At 69.2% G+C, this 26,867-nt stretch carries 21 protein-coding genes; 12 read left to right on the plus strand and 9 right to left on the minus strand.

The genetic code is table 11. The features are described from left to right. Positions 1–93 precede the first annotated feature (93 nt). Positions 94–858 (minus strand): DeoR/GlpR family DNA-binding transcription regulator, encoded by a 765-nt coding sequence (locus tag IAI54_RS04910; RefSeq protein ID WP_187973024.1) that lies wholly within the window; start codon positions 856–858, stop codon positions 94–96. 210 nt (positions 859–1,068) lie between these two features. On the opposite strand from IAI54_RS04910, the gene IAI54_RS04915 reads away from it, so the two are divergent. The 6 genes from IAI54_RS04915 to IAI54_RS04940 all read left to right on the plus strand — a co-directional run bounded on the left by IAI54_RS04915 (position 1,069) and on the right by IAI54_RS04940 (position 8,965). Next, positions 1,069–2,037 (plus strand): ABC transporter substrate-binding protein, encoded by a 969-nt coding sequence (locus IAI54_RS04915; RefSeq protein ID WP_187971287.1) that lies wholly within the window; start codon positions 1,069–1,071, stop codon positions 2,035–2,037. Between the two features lie 102 nt (positions 2,038–2,139). Continuing rightward, positions 2,140–3,186, plus strand: coding sequence for a quaternary amine ABC transporter ATP-binding protein (locus IAI54_RS04920; RefSeq protein WP_187971288.1), 1,047 nt, complete (start codon positions 2,140–2,142; stop codon positions 3,184–3,186). A 3-nt stretch (positions 3,187–3,189) separates the two neighbouring features. Further along, entirely contained in the window at positions 3,190–5,220 is a 2,031-nt protein-coding gene (locus IAI54_RS04925) for an ABC transporter permease (protein ID WP_187971289.1), read from the plus strand. Further along, positions 5,220–6,107, plus strand: a complete 888-nt coding sequence (locus IAI54_RS04930) for a phosphotransferase (protein ID WP_420838264.1) — start codon at positions 5,220–5,222, stop codon at positions 6,105–6,107. The genes IAI54_RS04925 and IAI54_RS04930 overlap by 1 nt, the downstream gene beginning before the upstream one ends. A 1-nt stretch (position 6,108) precedes the next feature. Then, a complete protein-coding gene (locus IAI54_RS04935) occupies positions 6,109–8,550 on the plus strand; it encodes a GcvT family protein (protein ID WP_187971291.1) in 2,442 nt (813 codons plus the stop codon). 133 nt (positions 8,551–8,683) lie between these two features. Next, positions 8,684–8,965, plus strand: a complete 282-nt coding sequence (locus IAI54_RS04940; RefSeq protein ID WP_187971292.1) for a type II toxin-antitoxin system HicB family antitoxin — start codon at positions 8,684–8,686, stop codon at positions 8,963–8,965. A 51-nt stretch (positions 8,966–9,016) separates the two neighbouring features. On the opposite strand, the gene IAI54_RS04945 is transcribed toward IAI54_RS04940, so the two are convergent. Continuing rightward, positions 9,017–9,646, minus strand: a complete 630-nt coding sequence (locus IAI54_RS04945) for a class I SAM-dependent DNA methyltransferase (RefSeq protein WP_187971293.1) — start codon at positions 9,644–9,646, stop codon at positions 9,017–9,019. A gap of 105 nt (positions 9,647–9,751) precedes the next feature. On the opposite strand from IAI54_RS04945, the gene IAI54_RS04950 reads away from it, so the two are divergent. After that, positions 9,752–10,669 (plus strand): choline kinase family protein, encoded by a 918-nt coding sequence (locus IAI54_RS04950; RefSeq protein ID WP_235679255.1) that lies wholly within the window; start codon positions 9,752–9,754, stop codon positions 10,667–10,669. On the opposite strand, the gene IAI54_RS04955 is transcribed toward IAI54_RS04950, so the two are convergent. Continuing rightward, a complete protein-coding gene (locus IAI54_RS04955; protein ID WP_187971295.1) occupies positions 10,666–11,598 on the minus strand; it encodes an AraC-like ligand-binding domain-containing protein in 933 nt (310 codons plus the stop codon). The genes IAI54_RS04950 and IAI54_RS04955 overlap by 4 nt on opposite strands. Before the next feature lie 150 nt (positions 11,599–11,748). On the opposite strand from IAI54_RS04955, the gene IAI54_RS04960 reads away from it, so the two are divergent. After that, on the plus strand, positions 11,749–12,642 hold the full coding sequence (locus IAI54_RS04960) for an alpha/beta hydrolase (protein ID WP_187971296.1): 894 nt from the start codon (positions 11,749–11,751) through the stop codon (positions 12,640–12,642). 127 nt (positions 12,643–12,769) lie between these two features. Here IAI54_RS04960 and IAI54_RS04965 read toward each other — a convergent pair whose 3' ends face one another. From IAI54_RS04965 to IAI54_RS04985, 5 genes are all read right to left on the minus strand, one after another. Continuing rightward, entirely contained in the window at positions 12,770–15,214 is a 2,445-nt protein-coding gene (locus IAI54_RS04965) for a GcvT family protein (RefSeq protein WP_187971297.1), read from the minus strand. Positions 15,215–15,545: 331 nt separating this feature from the next. Continuing rightward, a complete protein-coding gene (locus tag IAI54_RS04970; RefSeq protein WP_187971298.1) occupies positions 15,546–16,736 on the minus strand; it encodes a pyridoxal phosphate-dependent aminotransferase in 1,191 nt (396 codons plus the stop codon). Next, positions 16,729–17,634 (minus strand): homocysteine S-methyltransferase family protein, encoded by a 906-nt coding sequence (locus IAI54_RS04975; RefSeq protein WP_187971299.1) that lies wholly within the window; start codon positions 17,632–17,634, stop codon positions 16,729–16,731. The genes IAI54_RS04970 and IAI54_RS04975 overlap by 8 nt, the downstream gene beginning before the upstream one ends. 256 nt (positions 17,635–17,890) lie before the next feature. Next, a complete protein-coding gene (locus tag IAI54_RS04980; RefSeq protein WP_187971300.1) occupies positions 17,891–20,344 on the minus strand; it encodes a GcvT family protein in 2,454 nt (817 codons plus the stop codon). Positions 20,345–20,386: 42 nt separating this feature from the next. Continuing rightward, the gene (locus tag IAI54_RS04985; RefSeq protein WP_235679256.1) at positions 20,387–20,929 is read right to left on the minus strand and encodes a helix-turn-helix domain-containing protein; all 543 of its coding nucleotides are present in this window, start codon (positions 20,927–20,929) and stop codon (positions 20,387–20,389) included. A gap of 208 nt (positions 20,930–21,137) precedes the next feature. Between IAI54_RS04985 and IAI54_RS04990 the strand changes: the two genes are divergently transcribed. Then, entirely contained in the window at positions 21,138–21,848 is a 711-nt protein-coding gene (locus IAI54_RS04990) for a nitroreductase (RefSeq protein ID WP_187971301.1), read from the plus strand. A 504-nt stretch (positions 21,849–22,352) separates the two neighbouring features. Here IAI54_RS04990 and IAI54_RS04995 read toward each other — a convergent pair. Then, positions 22,353–22,802 (minus strand): MarR family winged helix-turn-helix transcriptional regulator, encoded by a 450-nt coding sequence (locus tag IAI54_RS04995; protein ID WP_187971302.1) that lies wholly within the window; start codon positions 22,800–22,802, stop codon positions 22,353–22,355. A gap of 93 nt (positions 22,803–22,895) precedes the next feature. Here IAI54_RS04995 and IAI54_RS05000 point away from each other — a divergent pair, with 93 nt between their 5' ends. From IAI54_RS05000 to IAI54_RS05010, 3 genes are all read left to right on the plus strand, one after another. Beyond that, positions 22,896–23,981: a WD40/YVTN/BNR-like repeat-containing protein gene (locus IAI54_RS05000; RefSeq protein WP_187971303.1), complete on the plus strand. Its 1,086-nt coding sequence runs from the start codon at positions 22,896–22,898 to the stop codon at positions 23,979–23,981. Positions 23,982–23,983: 2 nt separating this feature from the next. Further along, positions 23,984–24,310, plus strand: a complete 327-nt coding sequence (locus IAI54_RS05005) for a MoaD/ThiS family protein (protein WP_187971304.1) — start codon at positions 23,984–23,986, stop codon at positions 24,308–24,310. A gap of 301 nt (positions 24,311–24,611) precedes the next feature. Beyond that, positions 24,612–26,690 carry a PQQ-dependent dehydrogenase, methanol/ethanol family gene (locus tag IAI54_RS05010; protein WP_187973026.1) on the plus strand — a complete coding sequence of 693 codons (2,079 nt, stop codon included), beginning with the start codon at positions 24,612–24,614 and terminating at the stop codon, positions 26,688–26,690. Positions 26,691–26,867: the final 177 nt, after the last annotated feature.

A 26,867-nucleotide genomic window follows, 5' to 3' on the forward strand; every position in this document is an offset into this window, starting at 1 on the left:
GAGAAAGCCGCGGACCCGCCAAAGGTTCCGCCACCCGGTTGCGCAATCCCATGACCCTGCGGTCGCCGTCAGGAAGCGGACGGCTGCCGGCTGTCAGCCGTCGGCCACCTCCCACCGTCCGCCGGCTGCGCCGACCGCCGCCGCGATGTCGGCCGGGGGCGGGCGGTCGCTGACCAGGAGGTCGAAATCGGAGAATCCGCAGACCCTGACCAGCGCCGTGCGCTCGAATTTCGAATGGTCGGTCGCCACGATCCGGCTGGCACCGCAGGACAGCACCGTGCGGGCGAACTCAGCCTCCTCGAGCAGGTAATCCATCGGCCCCATCCGCGCGTCGATCGCGCCGATCGAGATGATGGCGTGGCGCACCCGGAAACGGGCGACGAAGTCGATCGCGGTGCGGCCGAAGGCGGCGCCGTTGTCGCCATGCAGCTCGCCGCCGGCCATGAACACCTTGTTGCCGTTGACGGTGGCGAGCGTGCGGGCAACGTCGGACGAGTTGGTGACGATGGTCAGTTCGCGCCGCGCCGACAGTTCGCGGGCGAGGATGCTGGTGGTGGTGCCGGTGTCCATCATGATCGAATCGCCGTCGGCGATGCGGGCGGCGATGTGTCGGGCGATGCGGCGTTTCTCGGCGGCGTTCTCGCGCATGCGCCGGTCGAAGGGCGCTTCTCGGCCATGCTCCGGCACGTGCACGGTGCCGTGCTTCTTGACCAGATGACCGTCGTCGACCAGCGGGCGGATGTCGCGGCGGACGGTCTCCAGCGAGACGCCGAGCGTGGCTGCCAGCGCCGAGATGCTGGCCGCGCCGTCGCGCCGCGCCGCCGCGAGGATCTCCGACTGTCGGGGGGACAGGGCCATCTGGGTCATGAATGTCTCATCCATGAAGCAATCTGTGCCGCATTTTCGGGCAAATCAACTCCAAAGCCACGCAATGCCACAGACTGGGCGGAAAAGGCCACAAATCCCGGTTGACATCTGACGCAGCGGCAATCCACACTTCGCGCCTGCGGCCTGTTCCCGACGATCAGAAGCGGGACCTGCCTGGCGAAAAACAGAGGGACGCGACCGATGCATAGCCGGACATTCTCCAGACTGGGACGTTTCACCGCCCTGACCGCCGCGGCGCTGTCGCTCGGCCTCGGCATGGCGCAGGCCGAACCCGAATCGACCGACCCCATCAAGCTGACGCTGCACGACTGGACCGGCCAGCTGATCACCACCAACCTGATGGCCGAGGTGCTGAAGAAGGCCGGCTACAATGTCGAGCTGGTGCAGGCCGACTATCTCGCCCAGTTCGCGGGGCTGGAGACGGGCGACCTGCACGTCGCGATGGAGATGTGGGAGACCACCGGCCGCGAGGCGATGGACGCCGCGACCGCCACCGGCAAGGTCGAGAACATCGGCCCGACCGGCATGAAGGCCAAGGAAGAATGGTGGTATCCCTCCTACATGAAGGACAAGTGCCCCGGCCTGCCCAACTGGGAAGCGCTGAAGTCCGACGCCTGCGCGGAAGCCTTCTCGACGGCCGAGACGGCGCCGAAGGGCCGTTATCTCGGCGGCCCGGTCACCTGGGGCGGCTTCGACGACGAGCGCGTCGAGGCGCTGGACCTGCCCTTCGAGGTGATCCATGCCGGCACCGACGCGGCGCTCTTCGCCGAGCTCGAGAGTGCCTATCAGCGCCAGGCGCCGATCCTGCTCTGGGTCTACGCGCCGCACTGGGCGCCGGCGAAGTACCAGGGCGAATGGGTCGAGTTCCCCGAATACACGGCCGAGTGCTACACCGACCCGAAGTGGGGTTCGAACCCCGACATGGCCTATGATTGCGGCAAGCCCTTCGGCGAGATCTGGAAGGTCGGCTGGGCCGGCGTGAAGGACAAGTGGCCGGGCGCCTACGAGGCGATCAAGGCCTTCACCATCGACAACGACCAGATGGGCGCGATGATCACCGAGGTCGATCTCGACGGCAAGACCGTCGAGACGGTCGTGGCGGACTGGATGGGCAAGAACGAGGCCGTCTGGTCGGCCTGGATCAAGTAGCGGCGCCTCGATCGGCGCATCGATGGCAGCCGCCGGCCTTGCGGCGGCTGCACGGACGAGAAGCGGGCGCCTGCGCCCGCGCCCTTCACCATCGCGGACACCATGCCTGAAACCGACGCGCCTGCAGCAGCGGCCAAACTCGTCTGCCGGTCGGTCTGGAAGTTCTTCGGCCCGGATGCCGACCGGCTGGGCAGGGCGGCCGACGCCGGCACCCTGCGACCCGAGGAACTCGCCGGCACCACCGCCGTCGCGGCCGTGCGCGACGTCTCGCTGTCGGTGCGCGAGGGCGAGTGCTTCGTCATCATGGGCCTGTCGGGCTCGGGCAAGTCGACGCTGGTGCGCTGCATGTCGCGCCTGGTCGAGCCGAGCGCGGGCGAGATCCTCTTCGACGGCGAGAACCTTCTGGCGGCGAGCGAGAAGCGGATGATCGAGATCCGCCGCCGCCACATGGGCATGGTGTTCCAGAACTTCGCGCTGCTGCCGCACTTGACCGTGCTCGGCAACGTCGCCTTTCCGCTGGAAGTGCAGGGGGTGGGACGCGCGAAGCGCGAAGCGCGGGCGATGGAGATGATCGCGCTGGTCGGGCTCGCCGGCCGCGAGCACTTCTTCCCGCGCGAACTCTCCGGCGGCCAGCAGCAGCGCGTCGGCATCGCCCGCTCGCTGGCCGTCGAGCCGGACCTCTGGTTCCTCGACGAGCCGTTCTCGGCGCTCGACCCGCTTATCCGCCGCGAGATGCAGGACGAGTTCATGCGGCTGCAGTCGGTGCTGAAGAAGACCATCGTCTTCATCACCCATGATTTCGACGAGGCGATCCGCCTTGGCGACCGCATCGCCATCATGAAGGACGGGGCGGTGGTGCAGGTCGGCACGCCCGACGAGATCGTGCTCGCGCCGGCAACGGATTACGTCTCGGAGTTCACGCGCAACGTCACCCGCGCCAAGGTGGTGAAGGTGGCCGCCCTGCTGACGCCCGCCGACGCGGCGACCGCCGGCGCTGTGGCCGGCGAGGTCTCCGACCGTGCCACCGTGGCCGAGGCGGCGCCGCTGTTCGGCGACACTGGCACGCATCTCCTCGTGCGCGGCCGGGACGGCGCGGTCGCGGGCGTGCTCGAGCGCGAGCGCGTCGCCGCCATGATGATGCGGGGCTGAGCCATGGCCGCGATCGGTCCGGCCGAGACGGCGCGTACGGGGTGGCCGGCGGCGCCGTCGCGCGGGCTCGTGGTGTGGGTCGTCGCGCTCTGCGCCTTCGCGCTGCTGTGGGCCGGCGCCGGTGCGCTGGTTCCCTGGGCGCAGGAATGGCCGCGCGCCTGGACCCCGCGCTTCGCCGCCTCGATCACCGCCTTCATGCGCTGGCTGGTCGACGACGCGCATTTCGGCCTCTTCACCTTCACGGAATTCACGCGGTTCCTGTCGGCCATGGTCGAGGCGCCCTATCGATTCGTGCTCGCCATCCTCTCGACGGGCCTTCTGTCGGGGCAGGGCTCGCAGGCCGTGCAGATCGCGCCGCCCGTCTCCTGGGCCGGCGTCATCGGCGTCTTCGTGATCGCCGCGCATGCGGCGGGCGGACGCCGGCTGGCGCTGCTCGCCGTCGCCTGCCTCGGCTTCATCCTCGTCTTCGGCCAGTGGGACAGCGCCATGGTGACGCTGGCCTCGATCGTCGTGGCGGTGCCGGCGGGTGCCGCTGGCGGGCTGCTGCTCGGGCTCGCCGCCTATCGCTGGCCGTCCTTCGAGCGGGCGATCTCGCCGGTGCTCGACCTGATGCAGACCATCCCGATCTTTGCCTATCTGGTGCCGATCCTGTTCCTGTTCGGGTTCGGACCGGTGGCGGCGATCCTCGCGACCATCATCTACGCCATGCCGCCGATGACCCGCATCGCGGTCGTCGCGCTGCGCGCCGTGGCGCCCGAGATCCGCGACCTCGGCCGCATGACCGGCTGCACGCCGCGCCAGATGACCTGGCGCGTCATGGTGCCGGCGGCGATGCCGGGGCTGATGGTCGGCGTCAACCAGGTGATCATGCTGTCGCTCAACATGGTCATCATCGCCTCGATGATCGGCGCCGGCGGCCTCGGTTTCGACGTGTTGTCGGCGCTGCGCCGGCTCGACTTCGGCGCCGGGCTGGAGGCGGGTGTGGCGATCGTGGCGCTCGCCGTCCTGCTCGACCGCACCTCGCAGGCCTTCGCCCGGCAGACCGTGCAGCGCGCCCATGCCGAGGGTGCCGGGCTCGTCGCGCGCCATCAGCATCTCGTCGCGGCAGCTCTGGTGCTGGTCGCGAGCGTCCTCGCCGGCCTCGTCGTGTCTCCGCTCGCCCGGTGGCCGCAGGCCTGGGAACTGTCGACCGGCACCTTCTGGTCGGAACTGGTGCGCTGGATCAACGTCAACTTCTTCGACCAGCTCGAGGCGGTGAAGAACGCGCTGCTGCTCAACGTGCTGATCCCCTTCAAGCGCTTCCTGCTCGGCCTGCCCTGGCTGGGGGTCGCGCTGCTCGCCGGCGTCGCCGGATGGGCGCTTTCGGGATTCCGCCTCGCGCTTCTCGCGGTGGTCCTCTCCACGCTGATCGCCGTGTCCGGCCTCTGGGAGGAGGCGATGACGACCGTCTATCTCTGCGGCATCTCGGTGGTCTTCGCGCTGATGATCGGCGTGCCGGTCGGCGTCTGGTCGGCCGATCGTCCGAGGGTCTGGCGCATCGTGCAGGGCGTCATCGACACGCTGCAGACGCTGCCGTCTTTCGTCTACCTGATGCCCGTGGTGATGCTGTTTCGCGTCGGCGACTTCACCGCCATGATCGCCATCGTCGCCTATGCGCTGGCGCCCGCCATCCGCTACACCGCGCACGGGCTGCAGCAGGTCGATCCCCGGCTGATCGAGGCCGGACGCGCGGCCGGCTGCACGCCGTTCCAGCTGCTGGTCAAGATCAGGCTGAAGCTCGCGCTGCCGGAGATCATGCTCGGCGTCAACCAGACCATCATGCTGGCGCTGTCGATGCTGGTCATCACCGCGCTCGTCGGCACCCGCGACCTCGGCCAGGAGGTGTATATCGCGCTGACCAAGGCCGACACCGGCCGCGGCATCGTCGCGGGTCTCGCGGTCGCCTTCATCGCCATCATCGCCGACCGGCTGATCGCAGCGGGCGCTGCCCGCGCCCGCGCCAGGCTCGGCCTGTCGGGGCAGGAAGTTTCGTGATGGCCGACGATCTCGCCCGCATCCGCGCGCTGCCGCTCTGGCGCGGCACGGTGGAGCCGCAGCCGCTGCACGGCGGCCTGTCCAACCAGAGCTATACGGTGGAAGACGCGGGAGAAAAATACGTCGTGCGGCTCGGCCGCGACTACGTCTTCCACCACGTCATCCGCGAGCGCGAACTGATGACGGCGCGCGCCGCCCATGCCGGCGGTTTCGCGCCGGAGGTGGTGCATGCGCAGCCCGGCCTGACCGTGTCGCGCTTCATCGCCGGCAAGCCCTTCTCCGAGGCCGACATGCGGGCGAAGATCCCGGACGTCGCCGCCATGGTCCGGCGCTTCCACGACGAGATGCCGCGCCACGTCTCCGGCCCGGGCTTCATCTTCTGGCCGTTCCACGTCATCCGCGACTATGCGCTGACGCTTTCGGCCGGCGGCAGCGCCTTCGCGCGCGAGCTGCCGGGCTGGCTGGCGCTGGCGGACGAACTGGAGGCCGCGCAGGAGGCGCTGCCGATCGCCTTCGGCCATCACGACTTCCTCCCGGCCAACATCATCGACGACGGCGACCGCCTGTGGATGATCGACTTCGAATATGCCGGTTTCGGCACGGCGATGTTCGACCTCGCCGGCATCGCCTCCAACGCGGAATTCTCTTCAGACGAGTCCGAGGCGCTGCTCGGCCATTATTTCGATCGGTCGCCATCGGCCGCGATCATCCGCGCGCATGCGGCCATGCAGTGCGCCTCGCTGCTGCGCGAGGCGATGTGGGGCATGGTCTCGGCGCTCCATCTCGACAATCCGGGCATCGACTACGCCGCCTATGCCCGGATGAACCTCGAGCGGCTGGCGGCAGCGCTCGACGCCTACAGAACCCAGTTCGGAAAAGAGACCTGACATGGCGCTTCCCAGCCACGCGGAGATCGTCGTCATCGGCGGCGGCATCATCGGATGCTCGACGGCCTATCATCTGGCGCGCGACCACAAGGCCGACGTGCTCCTGATCGAGCAGGGCAAGCTCACCTCCGGCTCGACATGGCACGCGGCCGGGCTGGTCGGCCAGCTGCGCTCCTCCGCATCGATCACCCAGCTGCTGAAATACTCCGTCGACCTCTACAAGCAGCTCGCCGCCGAGACCGGGCTGGAGACCGGCTGGAAGATGACCGGCTGCCTGAGGCTCGCCACCAGCCAGGACCGCTGGACGGAGTTCCGGCGGCTCGCCACCACCGCGCAGAGCTTCGGCATGGAGATGCACCTCGTCTCACCCGAGGAAGTGAAGCGCATGTGGCCGCTGATGGAGGTGTCGGACCTCGTCGGCGCGAGCTGGCTGCCGACCGACGGCCAGGCGAGCCCCTCCGACATCGCCCAGTCGCTCGCCAAGGGCGCTCGCATGCACGGGGCAAGGATCGTCGAGGGCGTCCGCGTCACCGGTTTCGACATCGACGACGGCCGCATCACGGCGGTGCATACGACGCAGGGCGTCGTCGAATGCGACAAGGTGGTCAATTGCGGCGGCCAGTGGGCGCGCCAGATCGGCGCCCTGGCGGGGATCGAGGTGCCGCTGCAGCCGGTCAAGCATCAATACGTCATCACCGAGCGGATCGAGGGCCTGTCGTCCGACGCGCCGACCATCCGCGATCCCGACCGGCGGACCTATTTCAAGGAGGAGGTCGGCGGCGTCGTCATGGGCGGCTACGAGCCGAATCCGCAGGCCTGGACATTGGGCGACGTGCCCGACGATTTCCAGTTTCAGCTCTTCCCCGACGACTGGGAGCATTTCGAGCAGCACATGGAACAGGCCGTCGCCCGCATCCCGGCACTCGCCGAGGCCGGCGTCAAGCAGATGATCAACGGCCCGGAGAGCTTCACCCCCGACGGCAACTTCATCCTCGGCCGCGCGCCGGAATGTTCGAACATGTATGTCGGCGCGGGCTTCAACGCCTTCGGCATCGCGTCGGGCGGCGGGGCGGGCTGGGCATTGGCGGCCTGGGTGGCGCGCGGCGAGGCACCGCTCGACCTCTGGGTCGTCGACATCAACCGCTTCTCCGACCTGCACCGCGACCGCCGGTGGGTCTGCGACCGCACGCTCGAAGCCTATGGCAAGCACTACACAGTAGCCTTCCCGCACGAGGAGTACGACAGCGGCCGGCCGCGCCTCGTCTCGCCGCTCTACGACCGGCTGAAGGCCCGTCGTGCCGTCTTCGGCTCCAAGCTCGGCTGGGAGCGGCCGAACTGGTTCGCGCCGGACGGCGTGGAGCCGAAGGACGTCTACTCCATGGGCCGGCAGAACTGGTTCGCCCCCGTGGGCGAGGAGCACCGGCTGGTGCGAGAGGCCGTCGGCGTCTTCGACCAGTCCTCCTTTGCCAAATTCGAACTGAGGGGCAGCGATGCGGCGGCGGCGCTCGAGGCGATCTGCTCCAACCGCGTCGCGCGGGAGCCGGGCCGGCTCACCTATACGCAGATGCTCAACTCGCGCGGCGGCATCGAATGCGACCTGACGGTCGCGCGGCTCGCGGACGACCTGTTCTACATCGTCACCGGTACCGGCTTCCGGACCCATGACGGCGGCTGGATCGCCGACCATCTGCCGGCGGGTGGCGACGTCGCGCTGATCGACGTGACGGAGGACTACGGCACGCTGTCGCTGATGGGACCGCGGGCCCGCGACGTGCTGGAGAAGGTGACCGGCGCCGACGTTTCCAACGCCGCCTTCCCCTTCGGCCACGTGCGGGTGATCGACATCGCCGGCCAGCCGGTGCGGGCCTTGCGCGTGACCTATGTCGGCGAGCTCGGCTGGGAACTGCACGCGCCGCTCGCCGGCCTCGGCGCGGTCTTCGATGCGCTGATGGAGGCCGGCGCACCCTTCGGCATCGCGCCCGTCGGCTACCGCGCGCTGGAATCGCTGCGGCTGGAAAAGGGCTACCGCGCCTGGGGCTCCGACATCACGCCCAACGACACGCCCTTCGAGGCCGGGCTGGGCTGGGCGGTGAAGCTTAAGTCCAATCTCGATTTCGTCGGCCGCGAGGCGGTGGCGAAGGTCGCTGCCGCGCCGCTGAAGAAGCGGCTGATGACCTTCACCGTCGATGACCCTTCGGTTGTGCTGCTCGGCCGTGAGACCATCCTGCGCGACGGTGACTTCGGCGGCTACCTGTCGAGCGGCGGCTATGGCTACACGATCGGGAAACCGATCGGCCTCGGCTACGTCCGCCGCTCCCAGGGGGTGAGCGACGAGTGGCTGGCCGCGGGGCGCTACGAACTGGTGGTGGCGAAGGAGCGCGTGAAGGCGTCGCTGCACATGGGGCCGCTGTATGATCCGGAGGCCGCGCGGGTGAAGGGGTAGAGACCTTTCTTCGATCGCTCCATCATCCGATCCCGGACGGATCGGGCGTCGAATTCTTGCCAATGCTATGTGACCAAGGCACCCTCGGTGCAGTCGATCGACGAGACGGCGAGACGGCCGAAGGACTGATCGGATGGCATCGCACTACATCGCCCTGATTCACAAGGATTCGGACAGCGGATACGGGGTGTCCTTTCCCGATCTGCTCGGCGTCACGACGGTCGCCGATACATTGGACGACGCGCTGGGCGAAGCGTCCGTGGTACTGGCCTTCGCGCTCGAAGACTGGCCCGGCGGAGCACCCCGTCCGCGAACGCTCGATGCCCTGCGCAGCGATCCGACTTTCGTCGACTGGTCGGCCGACGCGGTCGTCGCCGCCGTCCATCCGGGCGTTCCCGCGACCGAAGCAGCCTAGAACCGGACGGCGAGGCCGACCGCTTGCGATCGCGCACCGCAACCCGATGCCTCAGATCCGCTTCAGCACCAGCCCGCGGCTGGGGATCGTGCCTTCCTCGCCGGGCATCGAGACGTAGGATTCGGTCTCTTCCGCGACCGCGACCTTGCCGGCCGCCACGAAGCCGGCGACGTGGGTGGAAAAGCCGTCCCAGAGCGTGTCCTTGACCGTCAGCACGATGACGCCGCCGGGCCGGCAGATGCGCACCAGTTCGTCGAGGCCTTCCGGCCCGACATGGCCGGTGGTGAAGACGCCGGCCGAGACGATGCCGGCGAAATGGCCGTCGGCGAAGGGCAGGGGGCCGCCGAGCGCCAGCCGGTGCAGCGCCGCATAGACGTTCTTGCGCGCGGCCACGGCCAGCATGCCTTCCGACAGGTCGAGCGCCTCGACATGGCGATAGCCGACGATGCCCAGCCACTCGCCGACGAGCCCGGTGCCGGCGCCCGCGTCGAGGAGCGGTCCGGCCCCGCGCGGCAGGTGGCGGGCGAGCAGCGCCAGGCAGATCGCCGGGTGGCGATAGCCGGCCTGCGCCATTTCGCGGTCGTAGCTGTCGGCCCAGCCGTCGTAGAGCGCCGCGACCTCCTCCGGCCGCTTCGCCGCATAGACCGCGCCCAGCGCGCCGCCATGTTCGTTGCCTGCCATGCCTCGTCCCTCGTCTCGATTTCCGCGTCCCGACACCCTAGCCGAACGGGCCATTCTGTGGAACCGTGGGTGCACGATACCGGACATGAAAAGGGGAGATCGGGCGTGGCGGACCAGACGGCGGAACTCGACGAGGCGCGCGGCATACTGGCGTCGATCCCTGCCTTCGCAGGCATCGACGCCCCCCTGCAGCGCCTTGGCGGCCTGACCAACCGGGTTTACCGGGCTGGGAGCCTCTGCCTGCGCATCCCGGGCAAGGGGACCGAGGAATACATCGACCGCAAGAACGAGAAGGTGGCGGCCGCCGAGGCGGCGAAGGCCGGCGTCAGCCCCGAGGTACTCTTCTTCGACGACTCGACCGGCGTGATGGTGACGCGCTTCCTCAACGGCGCGGCGACGATGTCGCCGGAGGCGTTCCGCTCCCGCCCGGGCGCCCCGGCGCGGGCGGGCGAGGCCTTCCGCCGGCTGCATGAGTCGGGTGCCGCGTTCCCGTTCCGCTTCGAACTGTTTTCGATGATCGACGGCTATCTGACGATCCTTGCGACCAAGGACGTCACGCTGCCCGACGGCTACCACGACGTGGTCCGCGAGGCCGAAACGGTCCGCGCGGCTCTCGCCGCCCACCCGCTGCCGCTCGCGCCCTGCCACTGCGACCCGCTCTGCGAGAACTTTCTCGATGCCGGCGACCGCATGTGGATCGTCGACTGGGAATATTCGGGCATGAACGACCCGATGTGGGACCTCGGCGACCTCGCCGTCGAGGCGGGCTTCGACGCGGCGCAGGAAGACGAGATGATCCGGGCCTGGTTCGGGGCCGAGCCGTCGGCGGCCGAACGCGGCCGCATCGTCATCTACAAGGCCATGTGCGATCTGCTGTGGACGCTCTGGGGCCTGATCCAGCACGCCAACGGCAACCCCGCCGACGACTTCTGGGCCTATTCCGTCAACCGCTTCGAGCGCTGCAAGGCGCTGATGGCCACGCCCGATTTCGCCCGCCACGTGGCGGCGGTGGCGCGCGGCTAGGACTGGCGGCGCAGGGCGCGCCAGCGGCTGGGCGACAGGCCGTAGGCGGCCGAGAATGCGCGGCTGGCATGGGCCGCGTCGGCGAAGCCCCGGGCGAAGGCGATCTCGGTGACCGAACGGGCGGCGAGCCGCGGATCGGCGAGATCGCGGCGCATCGCAGCGAGCCTGCGGGCGCGGACATGCGCCGAGAACGTCGTGCCCGTGGCGGAAAACAGCATGTGCAGATAGCGCACCGACACGCCGAACCGTTCGGCGGTGCGCGACGGCGTCAGCCCGTGATCGTCGAGATGGGCCTCGACATGCGAGAGAAGGCGCGGCAGGAGGTCGCCGGCATGCGCGGGCGCCGGGCCGGGCTCGACCAGCCGGCCGAGCAGGTCCACCACGATGTCGGCGGCGAGCGGCGCGTGCCCGGGCGGGATGTCGGCGGCGATCTTCGTCAGGGCGGCGAGATGGCCGGCGGCGAGCGCGCCGAGCCCGCTGCGGCTCTCCAGACGCACTGCGCCGCGCTGCCCCGCCGCCCGGCCGAGCCGCTCGCGCGGGATGAGGAGCGTCACCTTGTGCAGCGGCCGCGCGACCTCGAAGCGGATCGGCTGCCCGCCGTCCCACAACAGCATGTCGCCGGGCGTCAGCCGCGTCGCCGTCTCGCCCTGGCGGACATGTTCCTCCCCGGACAGGACGAGCAGCATGCCGACATGGTCGCCCTCGGTGCGGCGGATGTCGTCCCCATCGCGATGGCCCGACAGCGGCGCGCTGCGGCATTCGATCAGCGCGCAGCCGCCGAGATCGTGCCAGGCGAGCGCGCAGTCGTGCGCGGCTCGGTCGGGCAGGTCGAGCGACCAGGGCAAGTGGACGGAACTCAGCATCGCCCGCGTCGCCTGCCCGCGCAGCGACGCCGGCAGGACGCCGGATGTCCAGTTGCCAGACTGCATCGCTCCTCCCGCGGCGCGTGTTGCATCCGCGACCGACTTTATCGCAGCCGCGCTTCGCTGTCGAACAAGCCGCTTCCCTGCAGGACAAGCATCGGCCGCGCGCGCGGCGGAAGATGCAACCGTGGACAATGCATCCGGGAGGAAAAGGGCATGCGACACGACATCGAGTTCAACACCGAGGACGGCGTGATCCTGCGCGGCTGGTTCTTCCGCGCGCAGGGCGTGGAAGGCCACGCGCCGACGGTGATCATGGCGCATGGCTTCACCGCCACGCGCGAGATCTTCCTCGGCGACTTCGCTGAGGTGTTTTCGGCGGCGGGGATGAACGTCATCGTCTACGATCACCGCAATTTCGGCGCCTCCGACGGCACGCCGCGCCAGCACGTCGACCCGTGGGCGCAGATCAACGGCTACCGCGACGCCATCACCTATGCGCAGACCCTACCCGAGGTGGATGCCGGCCGCATCGGTGTCTGGGGCTCGAGCTATGCCGGCGGCCACGTGCTGGTGGTGGCCGCGATCGACCGGCGGGTGAAATGCGTCGTCTCGCAGGTGCCGCTGACCTGGGGCTTCGAGAGCGCCCGCCGGCTGATCCGCGGCGACCACTGGGCCGGCCTGCGCGCCGCCTTCGACGGCGACCGCGCCGCCCGCGCCCGCGGCGAGCCGGGCGCGCTGATGCCGGTGACGGCACCCGAGGGCCAGCCCTGCGCGCTGCCGACGGCCGACACCTACGATTTCTTCACACGCTTCGCCGCCGAGCACGAGACGGCGTGGAAGAACGAGGTGACGCTGCACTCGATCGAGATGTTCACCGAATACGAGCCGGCCACCTACGTCGCCCGCATCGCGCCGACGCCGCTGATGATCGTGGTGGCGGCTGGCGACCATCTGACGCCCTTCGACATGACCGCGCGCGCCTACGAGGAGGCGCTGGAGCCGAAGAAGCTCGTCGTGCTCCCGGGCGGCCATTTCGAGGCCTATACGGGCAAGCCCTTCGCGATCTCGTCGGCCGCCCAGCGCGACTGGTTCAAGGCGCATCTGTAGGCGCGGGCAGGGCGAAATACGGGACAGTTTACTTAATTCGGAGTACTTTCCACTCATCTGGAATGCAGGCGTCGGGCCGAATTAAGTAAACTGTCCCCGTATTTCCGGCGCCCGCATTTCGTACCCCCTACATCCGCACACGCTCGGCCTTCGGATCGTACATCGGCTTCAGCGAGGCTTCGGCCGCGTGGCGCACGCCGGCGATCTCGATCGCGTAGGTCGAGGACAGCACCTCGGCCTCGCTCTCGCCCGCGCAGGGCACGTAGCCGAGGCCGATGGCGGCGCCGAGGGCGTGGCCGTAATTGCCCGAGGTGATGGTGCCGACGATGGCGCCGTCGCGCACGATCGCCTCGTTGTGGAAGAGGAGCGGCTCGGGGTCGGTCAGGCGGAACTGGACGAGGCGGCGGTCGAGGCCGGCCTCGCGTTTCTTCAGCACCGCGTCGCGGCCGATGAAGTCGCCCTTCGAAGTGCGGACCGCGAAGCCGAGGCCGGCCTCCAGCACGTGGTCCTCGTCGGTGATGTCGTGGCCGAAATGGCGGAAGGCTTTTTCGATGCGGCAGGAATCGAGCGTGTGCAGGCCGCAGAGTTTCAGGCCGACGTCGGCTCCGGCCTCCTCCAGCGCCTCGAAGACGTGGGCGGTCTGGTCGGTCGGGATGTAGAGCTCCCAGCCGAGCTCGCCGACATAGGTGACGCGGTGGGCGCGGGCGAGCCCCATGCCGACCTCGACTTCACGAAACGTCCCGAAGGGATTCGCATCGTTGGAGAAATCGTTCGGGCTGACTCGGCGCATGAGGTCGCGCGCCTTCGGACCCATGACGCAGAGCACGCTTTCGGCGGCCGTGACGTCGGTGACGATGCAGAAGGCCTCGCCGACATGGCGGCGGATCCAGGCGAGGTCGCGCTGCAGGGTGGCGCCGGGCACGACAGCCAGGAAGGCGGTCTCGGTCAGGCGCGCGACGGTGAGATCGCTCTCGATGCCGCCGCGGGCGTTCAGCATCTGGGTGTAGACGATGCGGCCGGCGGGCACGTCGACGTCGTTGGCGCACAGTTTCTGCAGGACGCTGAGCGCGTCGCGGCCCTCGACGCGGATCTTGCCGAAGGAGGTCATGTCGAACAGGCCGACGCCGGTGCGGACGGCCATGTGCTCGTCGCGCTGGTTGTCGAACCAGTTCTGCCGCTTCCAGGAATAGCGGTAGTCGCGCTCCTGGCCGGGCCGGGCGAACCAGTTGGCGCGCTCCCAGCCGGCCACCTCGCCGAAGACGGCGCCGCGCGCCTTCAGGTGCTCGTACAGCGGCGAGCGGCGCACGCCGCGGGCGGACGCCATCTGGCGGTAGGGAAAATGGTCGGCATAGAGCAGGCCGAGCGTCTCGGTGACGCGTTCCTTGAGGTAGCGCCGGTTCTTCTGGAACGGCTGGGCGCGGCGGATGTCAACCTCCCAGAGATCGAAGGGCGGCTCGCCGTCGTGAATCCACTGCGCCAGCGCCATGCCGGCGCCGCCCGACGAGACGATGCCGATCGAATTGTAGCCGGCCGCGACCCAGTAGCCGGCGAGTTCGGGCGCCTCGCCGAGATAGTAGCGGTCGTCCGGTGTAAAACTCTCGGGGCCGTTGAAGAAGGTGTGGATGCCGGCCGTCTCCAGCATCGGCATGCGGTCGACGCCCATTTCGAGGATCGGTGCGAAATGGTCCATGTCCTCCGGCAGCTGGTCGAAGCAGAAGCTTTCGGGGATGCCGTCCATGCCCCAGGGTTTTGCCACCGGCTCGAAGGCGCCGAGCATCATCTTGCCGGCGTCCTCCTTGTAGTAGGCGCATTCGTCGGGGACGCGCAGCACGGGCAGGCGGGTGAGGCCGGGGATCGGCTCGGTGATCAGGTAGAAATGCTCGCAGGCATGCAGGGGGACGGCGACGCCGTTTTTCGAGGCGAGGTCGCGCGCCCACATGCCGGCGCAGTTGATCACCACGTCGGCCGCGATCGTGCCGGTCTCGCCGTCCTTCTCCCAGGAGACGCCGGTGACGCGGCGGCCGGTCTCGTGGACGGCGGTGACCTTGACGCCCTCGGCGATCACGGCGCCGCGCATCCGCGCGCCTTTCGCCAGCGCCATCGCGATGTTGGCGGGATCGCACTGGCCGTCGAGCGGCAGGTGAACGGCGGCCATCACGTCCGACACGTTGAGATGCGGATACATCTGCTTCACCTCGGCCGGCGTAATCTCGCGCACGTCGACGTCGAAGGCGCGCGCCAGCGAGGCCTGGCGGTAGATTTCCTCCTTCCGCTCGGCGGTGAGCGCGACGGTGATCGAACCGACCTGCCGCATGCCGGTGGCGACGCCGGTCTCGGCCTCGAGCCTGGCGTAGAGGTCGGCGGAATATTTGGCGAGCCGCGTCATGTTGCGCGAGCCGCGCAGCTGGCCGACGAGGCCGGCGGCGTGCCAGGTGGTGCCGCTGGTGAGCTGCTTGCGTTCCAAGAGCACGATGTCGGTCCAGCCCAGCTTCGCCAGATGATAGGCGACGGAACATCCGGACACGCCGCCGCCGATGATCACGGCGCGGGCCTTGGGCGGAAGGGCGGTCATGCGGCGGGCTCCTGGTGAGGGTGTTGCGGGCTGGGTGGCTTCAGTGTCTGGGTTCGTCGGGGGGGGGGCGGCACCTGGGTTCGCGCGGTCGGCGCGGGGAACCCCCACCCTTACCCTCCCCACGAGGGGGAGGGGGATGTGCGACGTCGGTGCCTGTCACCTCGGGAAAGGCGAAAGGGGGGTGTGACGTTCGGCTGCGGGGCTAGGATTGGACCGGAAAAGCGAAACGCCGGCGACCCCCTCCCCCTTGTGGGGAGGGTAAGGGTGGGGGTTCCCAGGCGCAGGCTTCGGTCGGGGTCCCGGCGCGGCAGCGGCGGAAACACAAAAGCGCTCATGCCTGCCGCTGCCCGCCGCCATGCGCGGCGGCGAAGCGGCGGAGGCGGGCGGCGGCGTCGGCGAGCACGGGCTCGGGCTGGCAGAGGCTGATGCGGATGTGGCCCCGCGCTGCTTCGCCGAAGCTCGAGCCCGGCATGACGGCGACCTTCTCGGCCTCGAGGAAGGCCCAGGCGAAGGCCTCGCAGTCGGGCTCGATGGCGGAGACGTCGAGCATCACGTACATGCCGCCCTCCGAGCCGCGCACGCGGATGCCGTTCAGCCCGCGCACATGGTCGAGGAAGGCCTCGCGGCGGCGGTGGTAGAGCGCGGCGATCTCGGCCACGCCCCAGTCGTTCTCCAGCGCCTCGATCGCCGCGCGGCTGGCGAAATCGTTGAGGCCGTAGGTGGAGACGAGGTTCAGGTTGACCAGCAGCGCGATCATGTCGGCCGGGCCGGTGAGCCAGCCGATGCGCCAGCCGGTCATGCCGTGGCTCTTCGACATCGAGTTCACCACCAGCGTGCGCCCGGCCATGCCGGGAAGCGAACGTGGCGACAGATGGCCGCCGTCGGCCGGCAGCGACCAGTAGACCTCGTCGGAGATCAGCCAGAGGTCGCGGCGGCGGCAGAGATCGGCGATGCCTTCCAGCGTGGCGCGCGAATAGACGGCGCCGGTCGGGTTGTTGGGCGTGTTGATCAGGATGGCCTTCGTGTCGTCGCGCAGCGCCGCCTCGATGTCGGCTGCGAGCGGCTGGAAGCCGTTCTCGGCCTTCGCCTCGACGATGGTGAAGGCGGCGCCCGCGGCGCGGAAGGTGCCGGGATAGGTGGCGTAATAGGGCGCCACCACGATGGCGTGGTCGCCGGGATCGAGCGTGCCCTGAACGGCGGCGTAGAGCGCGAGCTGGCCGCCGGGCGTGGCGATGACCTCTGCGGCCGTGGTCGCGACGCCGGTGCAGCGGGTCGAGATCCTGGCCATGGCCGTCCGGAGCGCGGGCAGGCCGGGGAGCTGGGTGTAGTGGTGGAAGCCGGCGTCCAGCGCCGCCTTGCAGGCCTCGACGGTCTCCCTGGGCGTGTCGAAGTCGTGGTCGCCGACCGACAGCATCATGATGTCCTCGCCGGCCTGCTTGCGCGCCATGGCCGCGAAATGCACCTCCCAGCCGTCCTTGCCGGACGGGGTGATGCCGCCGATGCGGGCCGAATGCCTAGGCATGGAATCCTCCGATGGCGTGGCCGGCCTCGATCAGCCGGTCGCGCAGCCGCGCGATGTGCTCGGGGCCGACCTCGCAGCAGCCGCCGACGATGCCGGCGCCGCGTTTCACCCAGCCCATGGCGAAGCCGGCATAGGACTCGGGACCGAGATCCTCCCGGGCCGAGAGCACATCCACCGTGCCACCATGCTTCAGGGCATGCACGGCGGTGAAGCCGTTGGCATAGGCGCCGACGACCCCGCCGAGGGACGCGAGATCGCCGAAGGCGGCATCGACCGTTTCGGGCCGCGAGCAGTTGACGAGGCGGGCGGCGATGGGGAGATGCGCGACGGCCGCGGCCGCCTCTGCGATCGTCTCGCCGCTGCGCAGCGAAGGCGCGCCGTCGTCGGACAGCGTCCAGGAGATCCAGACCGGCTTGCCGCTCTCGGCGGCGGCGGTGGCGGCGGCGAGGCCTTCCTGCGCCGAGGCCATGGTTTCGCACAGGAACAGGTCGACCCGGGCTGCCTCCGCCGCGACGATGCGGCGGTAGAGGTCGACGGTCTCCTCGAAGGAGATGGTGAGCTTCGGCGCATAGGAGCCGAACAGCGGCGGCAGGCAGCCGGCGATGGCGCAATCGGCGCCGACGGCGTCGCGGGCCTGCTCTGCGAGGTCGAGGCCGGCCTGCTGCAGCGGGAGGAACATCTCGCCCACACCCTCGCGCGCCAGCCGCTCGGGCGTCGCGGCATAGGTGTTGACGGTGATGACGCGGGCGCCGGCGCGGATGAAGTCGGCATGCAGGTCGCGCACTAGATCGGGCTCGTCCATCAGCACCTTGGCCGACCACAATGGGGTGGGCGTGGCGCCGGAGCGGCGCAGGAGTTCCTGGCCCATGCCGCCGTCGGTGAGGATGATGGGGGTCATGGGCGGGTTGCTCCGTGCGGTGCCTGGTTGGCGGGTTGGTTGGGACGGTCGCGCTCTACGACACCCCCCTCTGCCCTGCCGGGCATCTCCCCCTCAAGGGGGGAGATCGGCTGTCGCCGTCGCCCCGGCCAATCGCCGAAGTTGGAAGACTGGCGCTGCAATCGAAACTGCCGATCTCCCCCCCTGAGGGGGAGATGTCCGGCAGGACAGAGGGGGGTGTCGTAGAGCACGAACGCCTGAGGTGTTGCCAAGATTGTCACCCCCTCAGCCTCTCGTTCCCCGCGTCCCACAGCGGCCCGTCCTCCTGCACCGTCGCGGAAAACCGTTCGCCGAAGATCTCGACCTCGACCGCCGTCCCCGGCACGGCCAGATCCGTGCGCAGCATGCCGAGCGCGATCGACTTGTCCACCCGGTGCCCCCAGCCGCCCGACAGGGTCTCGCCGACGATCGCGCCGTCGTGCCAGAGCGTCGACATATAGGGCGCGTCGCACTCGCCGGGCTGGTCGATGGTGAGCGCCACGAAGCGCTTGGTCGTGCCGCGCTGCTTCTCGGACAAGAGCGCGGCCTTGCCGCGGAAATCGGGTTTGTCCCATCTGACGAAACGCTCCAGCCCGCCCTGGAGCACCGTGTAGTCGGTCGACAGTTCCTGCTTCCAGGCGCGGTAGCCCTTTTCGAGGCGCAGCGAATCCAGCGCGAACATGCCGAAGGGCTTCAGCCCGTGCTCCTGGCCGGCCGCCCAGACCGCATCGAAGACGGCGGCGGTGTCCTCGACCTTGGTGTGCAGCTCCCAGCCGAGTTCGCCGGCGAAGGAGACGCGGACCAGCTGGAGCCAGCGGCCGGCGATCTGGCAGGACTGGTGCGTGAGCCAGGGTCTTGAAAGGTCGGCGTCGGACACGTCGGCCAGGATTGCCCGCGACTTCGGCCCGGTGAGGATCTGGCAGGAAAAGGCGTCGGTGACGTCCTGGAGTCCGATTTCAGTCTCTCGCGGCAGGTTCTTCGCCAGCCACTCGAAGTCGTGGCTCTGCGCGACGGCCGCGGTGATGAGGAAGAAGAAGTCTTCGGCGAGCGCCATCACCGACATTTCGGTGACGATGCGGCCCTTGTCGTCGGCGAAATAGGCGAGCCCGATGCGGCCGGGCTTCGGCACCGCGCCGGTGATCTGCGTCGCCAGCCAGTCGCCCGCGCCCGGCCCCTGCAGGCGGAAGCGCGAGAAGCCGGGCAGGTCGAGGATGCCGGCGGCGTCGCGGACGGCGAGGCATTCCGCGCGGATGCGCGTCTGCCAGGGGCCGTCGCGGCGGAAGGTCTGGGTCGCTTCCTCGGACGTGTCGTCGCCCGCCTCGGCATACCAGGTGGCGCGCTCCCAGCCGTTGTAGGCGCCGAACTGCGCTCCGAGCGCGGCGATCCGGTCGTGGATCGGCGAGAGCTTGCGGCCGCGCGCGGCCGGCCAGGCATGGCGCGGGAAGTGGATGGCATATTCGTGGCCGTAGACCTCCAGCCCCTTGGCCACCGCATAGTCGGGCGCTGCGGCGAAGCCGGTGAAGCGGCGGGGGTCGCAGGACCACATGTCCCATTCCGTGGCGCCTTCGGTGACCCATTCGGCGAGCACCTTGCCGGCGCCGCCGGCCTGCGCGATGCCGAAGGTGAAGACGCAGGCTTCGAAGGCATTCGGCACGCCCGGCATGGGCCCGATCAGCGGATTGCCGTCAGGCGCGTAGGGGATCGGGCCGTTGATGACCTTGGAGAGGCCCGCGGTGCCGAGGATCGGCACGCGGGCGACGGCATCGTTCAGGTACCATTCCAGCCGGTCGAGATCGTCCGGGAACAGCTGGAAGGAGAAATCGCCCGGCATCGGATCGTCGGGCGTGGCCCAGTGGGCGCGGCAGTTGCGCTCGTAGGGGCCGAGATTCATGCCGCCCTTCTCCTGGCGGAGATAATAGGAGCTGTCGACGTCGCGCAGCAGCGGCAGCTTGTGGCCGACCTCCTTCGTCCAGGCGGCGAGTTCGGGGATCTCGTCGAACAGGATGTACTGGTGGCTCATCACCATCATCGGGATGTCGCGGCCGAACATCCGGCCCACTTCGGCGGCGCGGTAGCCGGCGGCGTTGACGACGATCTCGCAGCGGATCTCGCCCTGGCCGGTCGAGATCACCCATTCGTCCTTTTCGCGGCGGACGCCGTCGACCGGGCAGAATCGGACGATGGTCGCGCCCATGTCGCGGGCGCCCTTGGCGAGCGCCTGGGTGAGCTGGGCGGGATCGATGTCGCCGTCCGCCGGATCGTAGAGCGCGCCTTCGAGGTCGTGCGTCTCGATGAAGGGATAGTGCTGCCGGATCTCGTCGGGGCCGATCACCTCGAGCGCCATGCCCTGATAGCGGCCCATGCCCTTGGCGCGCTGGAACTCGCGCATGCGCTCCATGCCGTGGGCGAGGCGCACCGAGCCGGTGACGTGGTAGTTCATCGGATAGCCGACGGCGTCGGCCAGCCCGCGATAGAGCCCGGCCGAATAGCGCTGCATGTTCATGACCGACCAGGAGGAGGAGAAGGTCGGCACGTTGCCGGCGGCATGCCAGGTGGAGCCGGAGGTGAGCTCGTTCTTCTCCAGGAGCACGCAGTCGGTCCAGCCGGCCTTCGCCAGATGGTAGAGCGACGAGACGCCGACCGCGCCGCCACCGATGATGACCACGCGGGCGTGGGAAGGAAGGTCAGCCATGGATCTGGTCCTCGAAGGGGGCTCTTTGCATTCTCGCCGCGCTCAATAGACCGGCGGCGAGATGACCCACACGACCACCGCCGCGATCGTGCCGGGGTTGCGCCAGCGGAAGGGTTTTTCCTTGAAGCGGAAGCTGTCGCCGGCGGCGAGCCGGTGCCAAGTGCCGTCGATCTCGATGTCGAAGCGGCCGGAGACGACGTAGCCGGCCTCCTCGGTCGGGCGCAGCGACGGTGCTTCCAGGCGGGCGCCGGGTGCGAACTCGGATCGCACGAGCTCGAAGCTGCCGCCGAGATCGGGCGACAGCAGTTCCTCGACGAGGCCGGTCTCGCTGGAGCCGAGCGAGCGGCGGCGCCCGGCCCGCACGACGACGCCCTTCTCTGCCTCGACCGGCGCGTCATGTCCGAAGAACAGGCCGAGCGGCACGCCGAAGGCCTGGGCGAAGCGGCGCAGATCCTCCACCGACGGCCGCGACAGGCCGCGCTCGACCTGGCTCAGCCAGCCGACGGATCGGTCGAGCTGCTGGCCGAGATCGGCGAGCGTCATGCGGCGCGCCTTGCGCAGCGCGCGCAGGTTTCCGGCCAGCAAGACATCCCCCGCCTGCGCCAAGCAACCGCCTCGTGAAAAAATCCTCTCGAATTTCATCATCGCGCCTGTCATGAAAAATTCAAGCAGAATTTCAGGCGATGTGATACGAGCCCCGGCACATCCGGACGCTGCACCGGCGGATCGTCGCGATTGGACCAATTGCGCCCGATATGCCAAGGATGGTGCATAAGGACGAGGGGACCTCGGCATGCTCGCACCCGACAAACAGCCTGAAACGATCGACGAAGCGGAGATCGTGGACGCGGCGATCACGTCGCGCCGCTCGGTGCGCGCCTTCCTGCCCGACCCGGTGGACGAGGAGACGATCCGCGACATCCTTCGGGTGGCCAGCCGGGCGCCGTCGGGCACCAACATGCAGCCCTGGAAGGTCTGGGTGACCACTGGCGAGACCAAGCAGAAGATCACCGATGCCATCCTGGGCTCGGGCATCCGGGCCGAGAAGGCGAAGTGGGACGAGTACAAATACTATCCCGACCAGTTCTTCGAGCCCTATTACGGGCGCCGCCGCGCCGTCGGCTTCGCGCTCTACGGGGCGCTCGGCATCGGCAAGCGCGACGTCGACCAGATGCGCGCCCAGCATGACCGCAACTTCGTGTTCTTCGACGCGCCGGTGGGCATGATCTTCACCATCGACCGCCGCCTGAACCACGGCTCGTGGATCGACCACGGCATGTTCCTGCAGTCGATCATGATCGCGGCGCGGGGCAGGGGCCTGCACACCTGCCCGCAGGCGGCCTTCGCGCCCTACCATAACCAGATCCGCCCTGTGCTCGGCATCCCCGACGAGGAGATCGTCGTCTGCGGCATGGCGCTCGGCTACGAGGACGCCTCCAAGCCCGAGAACAGCCTGCGCACCGAACGCGTGCCGCTGGAGGAGTTCGTCACGTTTGTGAAGTGAGGGGTGAGTGGCGCCTGTCCTCTCCCCCTGCCCGCTTCGGCGGTGGCGCACCTCTGCGATGGCTTTGGTTGAGCAACGCCGCCTGAGCGCTTGATCTCCCCCCTTGTGGGGGAGATGTCCGGCAGGACAGAGGGGGCGCGACAGAGCGCGGACTTTGGTGATCGTAGTCACGATGTTTCGGTTGTCCCAGCAACCGCCAGCGCCCTGCGACACCCCCCTCTGCCTACCGGCATCTCCCCCACAAGGGGGGAGATCGGCAGCTCCGGCGGCGGCGGGCCTCTTGCGACGGCTGCAGTTGGCGAAGCCGGCGGAGCGCGTGATCTCCCCCCCTTGTGGGGGAGATGTCCGGCAGGACAGAGGGGGGCGCGACAGAGCGCGGACTTTGGTGATCGTAGTCACGATGTTTCGGTTGTCCCAGCAACCGTCTGCGTCCTACGACACCCCCCTCTGCCTGCCGGCATCTCCCCCACAAGGGGGGAGATCGGCAGCTTGGGCCGCGGCGCCCTACGAGATCGCCAGCAGCGCCGCGCGCAGGCCGTCGGCGTTGTCGAGGCCCTCTTCCAGAACCGCATGGGTGTCGCGCCAGATCGGGACGGCGCGGGCGAGGGTGTCGCGGCCGGCGTCGGTCAGCGTGAGAAGCTTGCCGCGGCGGTCGTCGGGGTCGATCCGCACCTCCAAAAGGCCGCGCCGTTCGAGCGTCTTCAGCGCCGCCGTCAGCGTGGTGCGGTCCATGGCGAGCAGGGCGGCGACCTCGCGCATGCGCGCGGGAACCGGCCGGTTGAGCGACATCAGCATCGAGAACTGGCCGTTGGTGATGCCGACCGGGCGGAACGCCTCGTCGAACAGCCGCGCCAGCGACCGCGCCGCGCGCTGGACATGGAGGCACAGGCACGCGTCCCTGACCTCCAGCGTGACGGCGAATCCGATCTTTTCGGTATGTGAGGGCTTTGACATATGCCTATAATGTTGATATCAACGTAAATGTCCAGCGCTTGCTTTCGGGGCGGCGGAGGCGGCTGGTCGTTCGTGGGAGAGGAGACCGTCCCGTTGGCAAAGCGCATACTCATCCTGATCGGCACCAAGAAGGGCCTGTTCGTCGCCGAGAGCGACGGGAACCGCAAGAATTTCCGGCTGCGCGGCCCCTATTGCAACACCTGGCCGATCCATCACGCGATCCTCGATCCGGCGACCGGCGCGATCCATGCCGCCGGCGGCAACGAGTGGTTCGGACCGGCGGTCTGGACCTCGCACGACCTCGGCGCGACCTGGACGCATTCGAGCGAAGGGCTGGCCTATCCTGAAGGGGAGGAGCCGGTCTCGGCGGTGTGGAGCCTGGCGCCCGGCCGTGACGGCACGCTCTATGCGGGCGTGCAGCCGGCCGGCCTGTTCCGCAGCACCGACGGCGGCAGGACCTGGAGCCACGTGAACGGCCTGCGCGACCATCCGTCGAGGCCGCACTGGAACCCCGGCGGGGCAGGGCTGATCCTGCATTCGCTGGTGCCGCATCCGACCGATCCGGACCGCATCTGGGTCGGCATCTCGTCGGCCGGCGTGTTCGGAACCGACGATGGCGGCAGGACCTGGGAGCCGCGCAACAGGGGCACGCGCGCCGACTATTTCCCGGAAGACCAGCGCTATCCCGAGCTCGGCCAGTGCGTGCACTGCATGGTGCTGGCGCCCGGCACCGACCAGCTGCTCTACCAGCAGAACCATTGCGGCATGTACCGCTCCGACGATGGCGGCCGGTCCTGGACGAGCATGGAGAACGGCCTGCCGTCGAGCTTCGGCTTTCCGGCGGCGGTCCACCCGCGCGATCCGCAAACCGTCTACCTGATCCCGCTCAACGGCGATTCGGCGGGCCGTTTCATGCCGGATGCAAAGACGGCGGTGTGGCGCACGCGCGACGGCGGCGCGAGCTGGCAGGCGATGCGCGCCGGCCTGCCGCAGGAGAACGCCTATTTCGGCGTGCTGCGCCAGGCGATGGCGGTCGACCGGATGGAGCCGGCGGGCGTCTATTTCGGCACCGGCAGCGGCGAGATCTACGCCAGCGCCGACGAGGGCGACAGCTGGTCGCAGATCGCCGCGCACCTGCCGACGATCTCGTCGGTCGAAACCCACGTGCTGGACGCCTGAGAATGGCCCGGCGCGACGACCTGTCGGACGCGGCCGGCCATGCCTCGGCCGTCCGCGCCGCGCTGCCGGTGACGGTGAAGCTGTCGCCGGTGCTGTGCGACCTGTTCCCCGGCTCGCGGCGCGAAGTGTCGATGGTGGCGGCGACGGTCGCCGAGATGATCGACGAGCTGGACCGCCTGTGGCCCGGCATGGGCGACCGCATCCGCGACTCGCGCCCGGCGATCCGCAAGCACATGAACGTCTTCGTCGACGGCAGCCGGGCGAGCCTGAAGACGCCGCTCGCCCCCGGCGACGAGGTCTACGTGCTGACGGCCATCAGCGGCGGGTAAGGCCTCCGCCCGGACCGCGACGGCAATGCCGCACGCATGGCGCGTGGCAGATTGACGCAGCGTCGGAACTCCGCAATGATGTGTGACGCCCGGGAGGAGAACGCGGGCGTGTTCGTAACACATTGCGCACGCGTCCGTGGTGGAGGCATCGCCGGCGCACGCGAGGAGGAGAACCCATATGGCATTCCAGTGGAATGCCGCCGCGACCGCGGCGGCAAACGACGACCCGCGCCCTCAGGCGGGCCACCGCGGGAGCGCGGTTGCAAGCGCACGGGCATTCCGGATCGGCCTCGCCGGTTCGATGGTGGCGCTTTCGGCGATGACCGGCCTCGCCGCCGCGCAGCAGATCACGCCCGAGGCGGCGCGCGCGGCGGTCGGCGCGATCGACACGCAGGCGATCGTCGCCAATGCCGCGACGACCCGGAACTGGCCGAGCTACGGGCTGGACTATGCCGAGAGCCGGTTCAGCAGGCTGACCCAGATCAACACCGCCAACGTCGCCGAGCTCGGCCTCGCCTGGTCCTACGATCTCGAGAGCACGCGCGGCGTCGAGGCGACGCCGATCGTCGTCGACGGCGTCATGTACGTCACCGCCTCCTGGTCGGTGGTGCACGCGATCAATGCCGTGACCGGCGAAAAGCTCTGGGTCCACGATCCGCAGGTTCCGCGCGACTATGCCTACAAGGGCTGCTGCGACGTGGTGAACCGCGGCGTCGCCGTCTATGGCGGCAAGGTCTTCGTCGGCAGCTATGACGGCCGCCTGATCGCGCTCGACGCCGGCACGGGCGAGAAGCTCTGGGAGGTCGACACGATCGAGGACCGCGCCCGCTCCTACACCATCACCGGCGCGCCGCGCGTCTATGGCGGCAAGGTGGTGATCGGGAACGGCGGCGCCGAATATGGCGTGCGCGGCTATCTGACGGCCTATGACGCCGAGACCGGTAAACAGGCCTGGCGCTGGTATTCGGTGCCGGGAGACCCGTCGAAGCCCTCCGAAGGTCCGGAGATGGCGCGGGCCGCGCTGACCTGGGACCCGGCCGGCAAATACTGGGAGGCCGGCGGCGGCGGCACGATGTGGGACGCCATGGCCTACGACGCCGAGACCGGGACGCTGTACGTCGGCACCGGCAACGGCAGCCCGTGGAACCGCGACCTGCGCAGCCCCGGCGGCGGCGACAATCTCTATCTGTCGTCGCTGGTGGCGCTGAAGGCCGAGACCGGCGACTATGTCTGCCACTATCAGGAGGTGCCGGGCGAGAACTGGGACTACACCGCCACCCAGCACATCATCCTGGCCGACATGGAGATCGACGGACGCCCGCGCAAGGTGATGCTGCACGCGCCGAAATCCGGCTTCTTCTACGTCGTCGACCGCACCGACTGCGGCTTCATCTCGGCGGAACCCTTCGTCAAGGTGAACTGGGCGCTGGGCTACGACGCCAATGGCCGGCCGATCGAGGACCCGCGTGCGAGAAACCCCGGCGAGACCTTCGAGGTGACGCCGTCGCCCTATGGCGCCCACAACTGGCACCCGATGAGCTATTCGCCGCAGACCGGCCTCGTCTACATCCCGGCGCAGGGCGTGCCGCTGACGCTCGAGCAGGATTCGCGGGAGGCCTGGTCGTTCAACGCCAACCTGCCGGGGCGGCCGCATTCCAACCTCGGCTGGAACCTCGGCTGGCTGGTCTCGGCCACGCCGCCCGGCGAGCGGCCCTTTGGCCACCTGCTCGCCTGGGACCCGGTGGCGCAGAAGGAGGTCTGGCGCCAGCAATACGTCTCGCCGTGGAACGGCGGCACGCTGGCGACGGCCGGCAACCTGGTGTTCCAGGGATCGGCCGACGGCCGCTTCCTCGCCTATGACGCGACGACGGGCGCCAATGTGTGGCAGGTGCCGGTCGGGACCGGCGTGATCGCCGCGCCCTCGACCTTCGAGGTGGACGGCGTGCAGTATGTCAGCATCGCGGCCGGCTGGGGCGGCGTCTACGGCATCACCCAGAAGCACACCGACCGCGCCGGCCCCGGCCACGTCTACACCTTCAAGGTCGGCGGCACGGCGGCCATGCCGGAATTCGTCAAGGCGCCCGAGCGCGAACTCGTGGCGGGCGTGGCATACGACCCGGCGCATTACGGCGAGGGCGCGGCGATCTACATCGCCAACTGCGTCTTCTGCCACGGCGTGCCGGGCGTCGACGGCGGCGGCAACGTGCCCAATCTCGGCTATTCCGCGCCGGGCACCATCGCCGACCTGAAGAGCATCGTCCTCAACGGCGCCTTCAAGGACAAGGGCATGCCCGACTTCACCGGCAAGCTGACGGAAGCCGAGCTGGAGAAGATCACGGCCTTCATCCAGGGCACGGCGGACGCGGTGCGGCCGAAGTGACGCTCAAGGGGCGCGGGGCCAAAGGCTCCGCGCCCGTCATGGCCGGGCGCCGCCGCCCGGCCGTGGCGCGCTCGGGATGCGGGTCGGGTCGCGGTGGGGGAAACGGCGGCGACCGTGTCGGAGACGATCGACGAACGCGACCGGCCGTGGGGAGGCACGGGCGACCGCATCCGCGAT

This window comes from Aquibium microcysteis, from assembly GCF_014495845.1.
GTDB classification, from domain to species: Bacteria; Pseudomonadota; Alphaproteobacteria; order Rhizobiales; family Rhizobiaceae; genus Aquibium; species Aquibium microcysteis.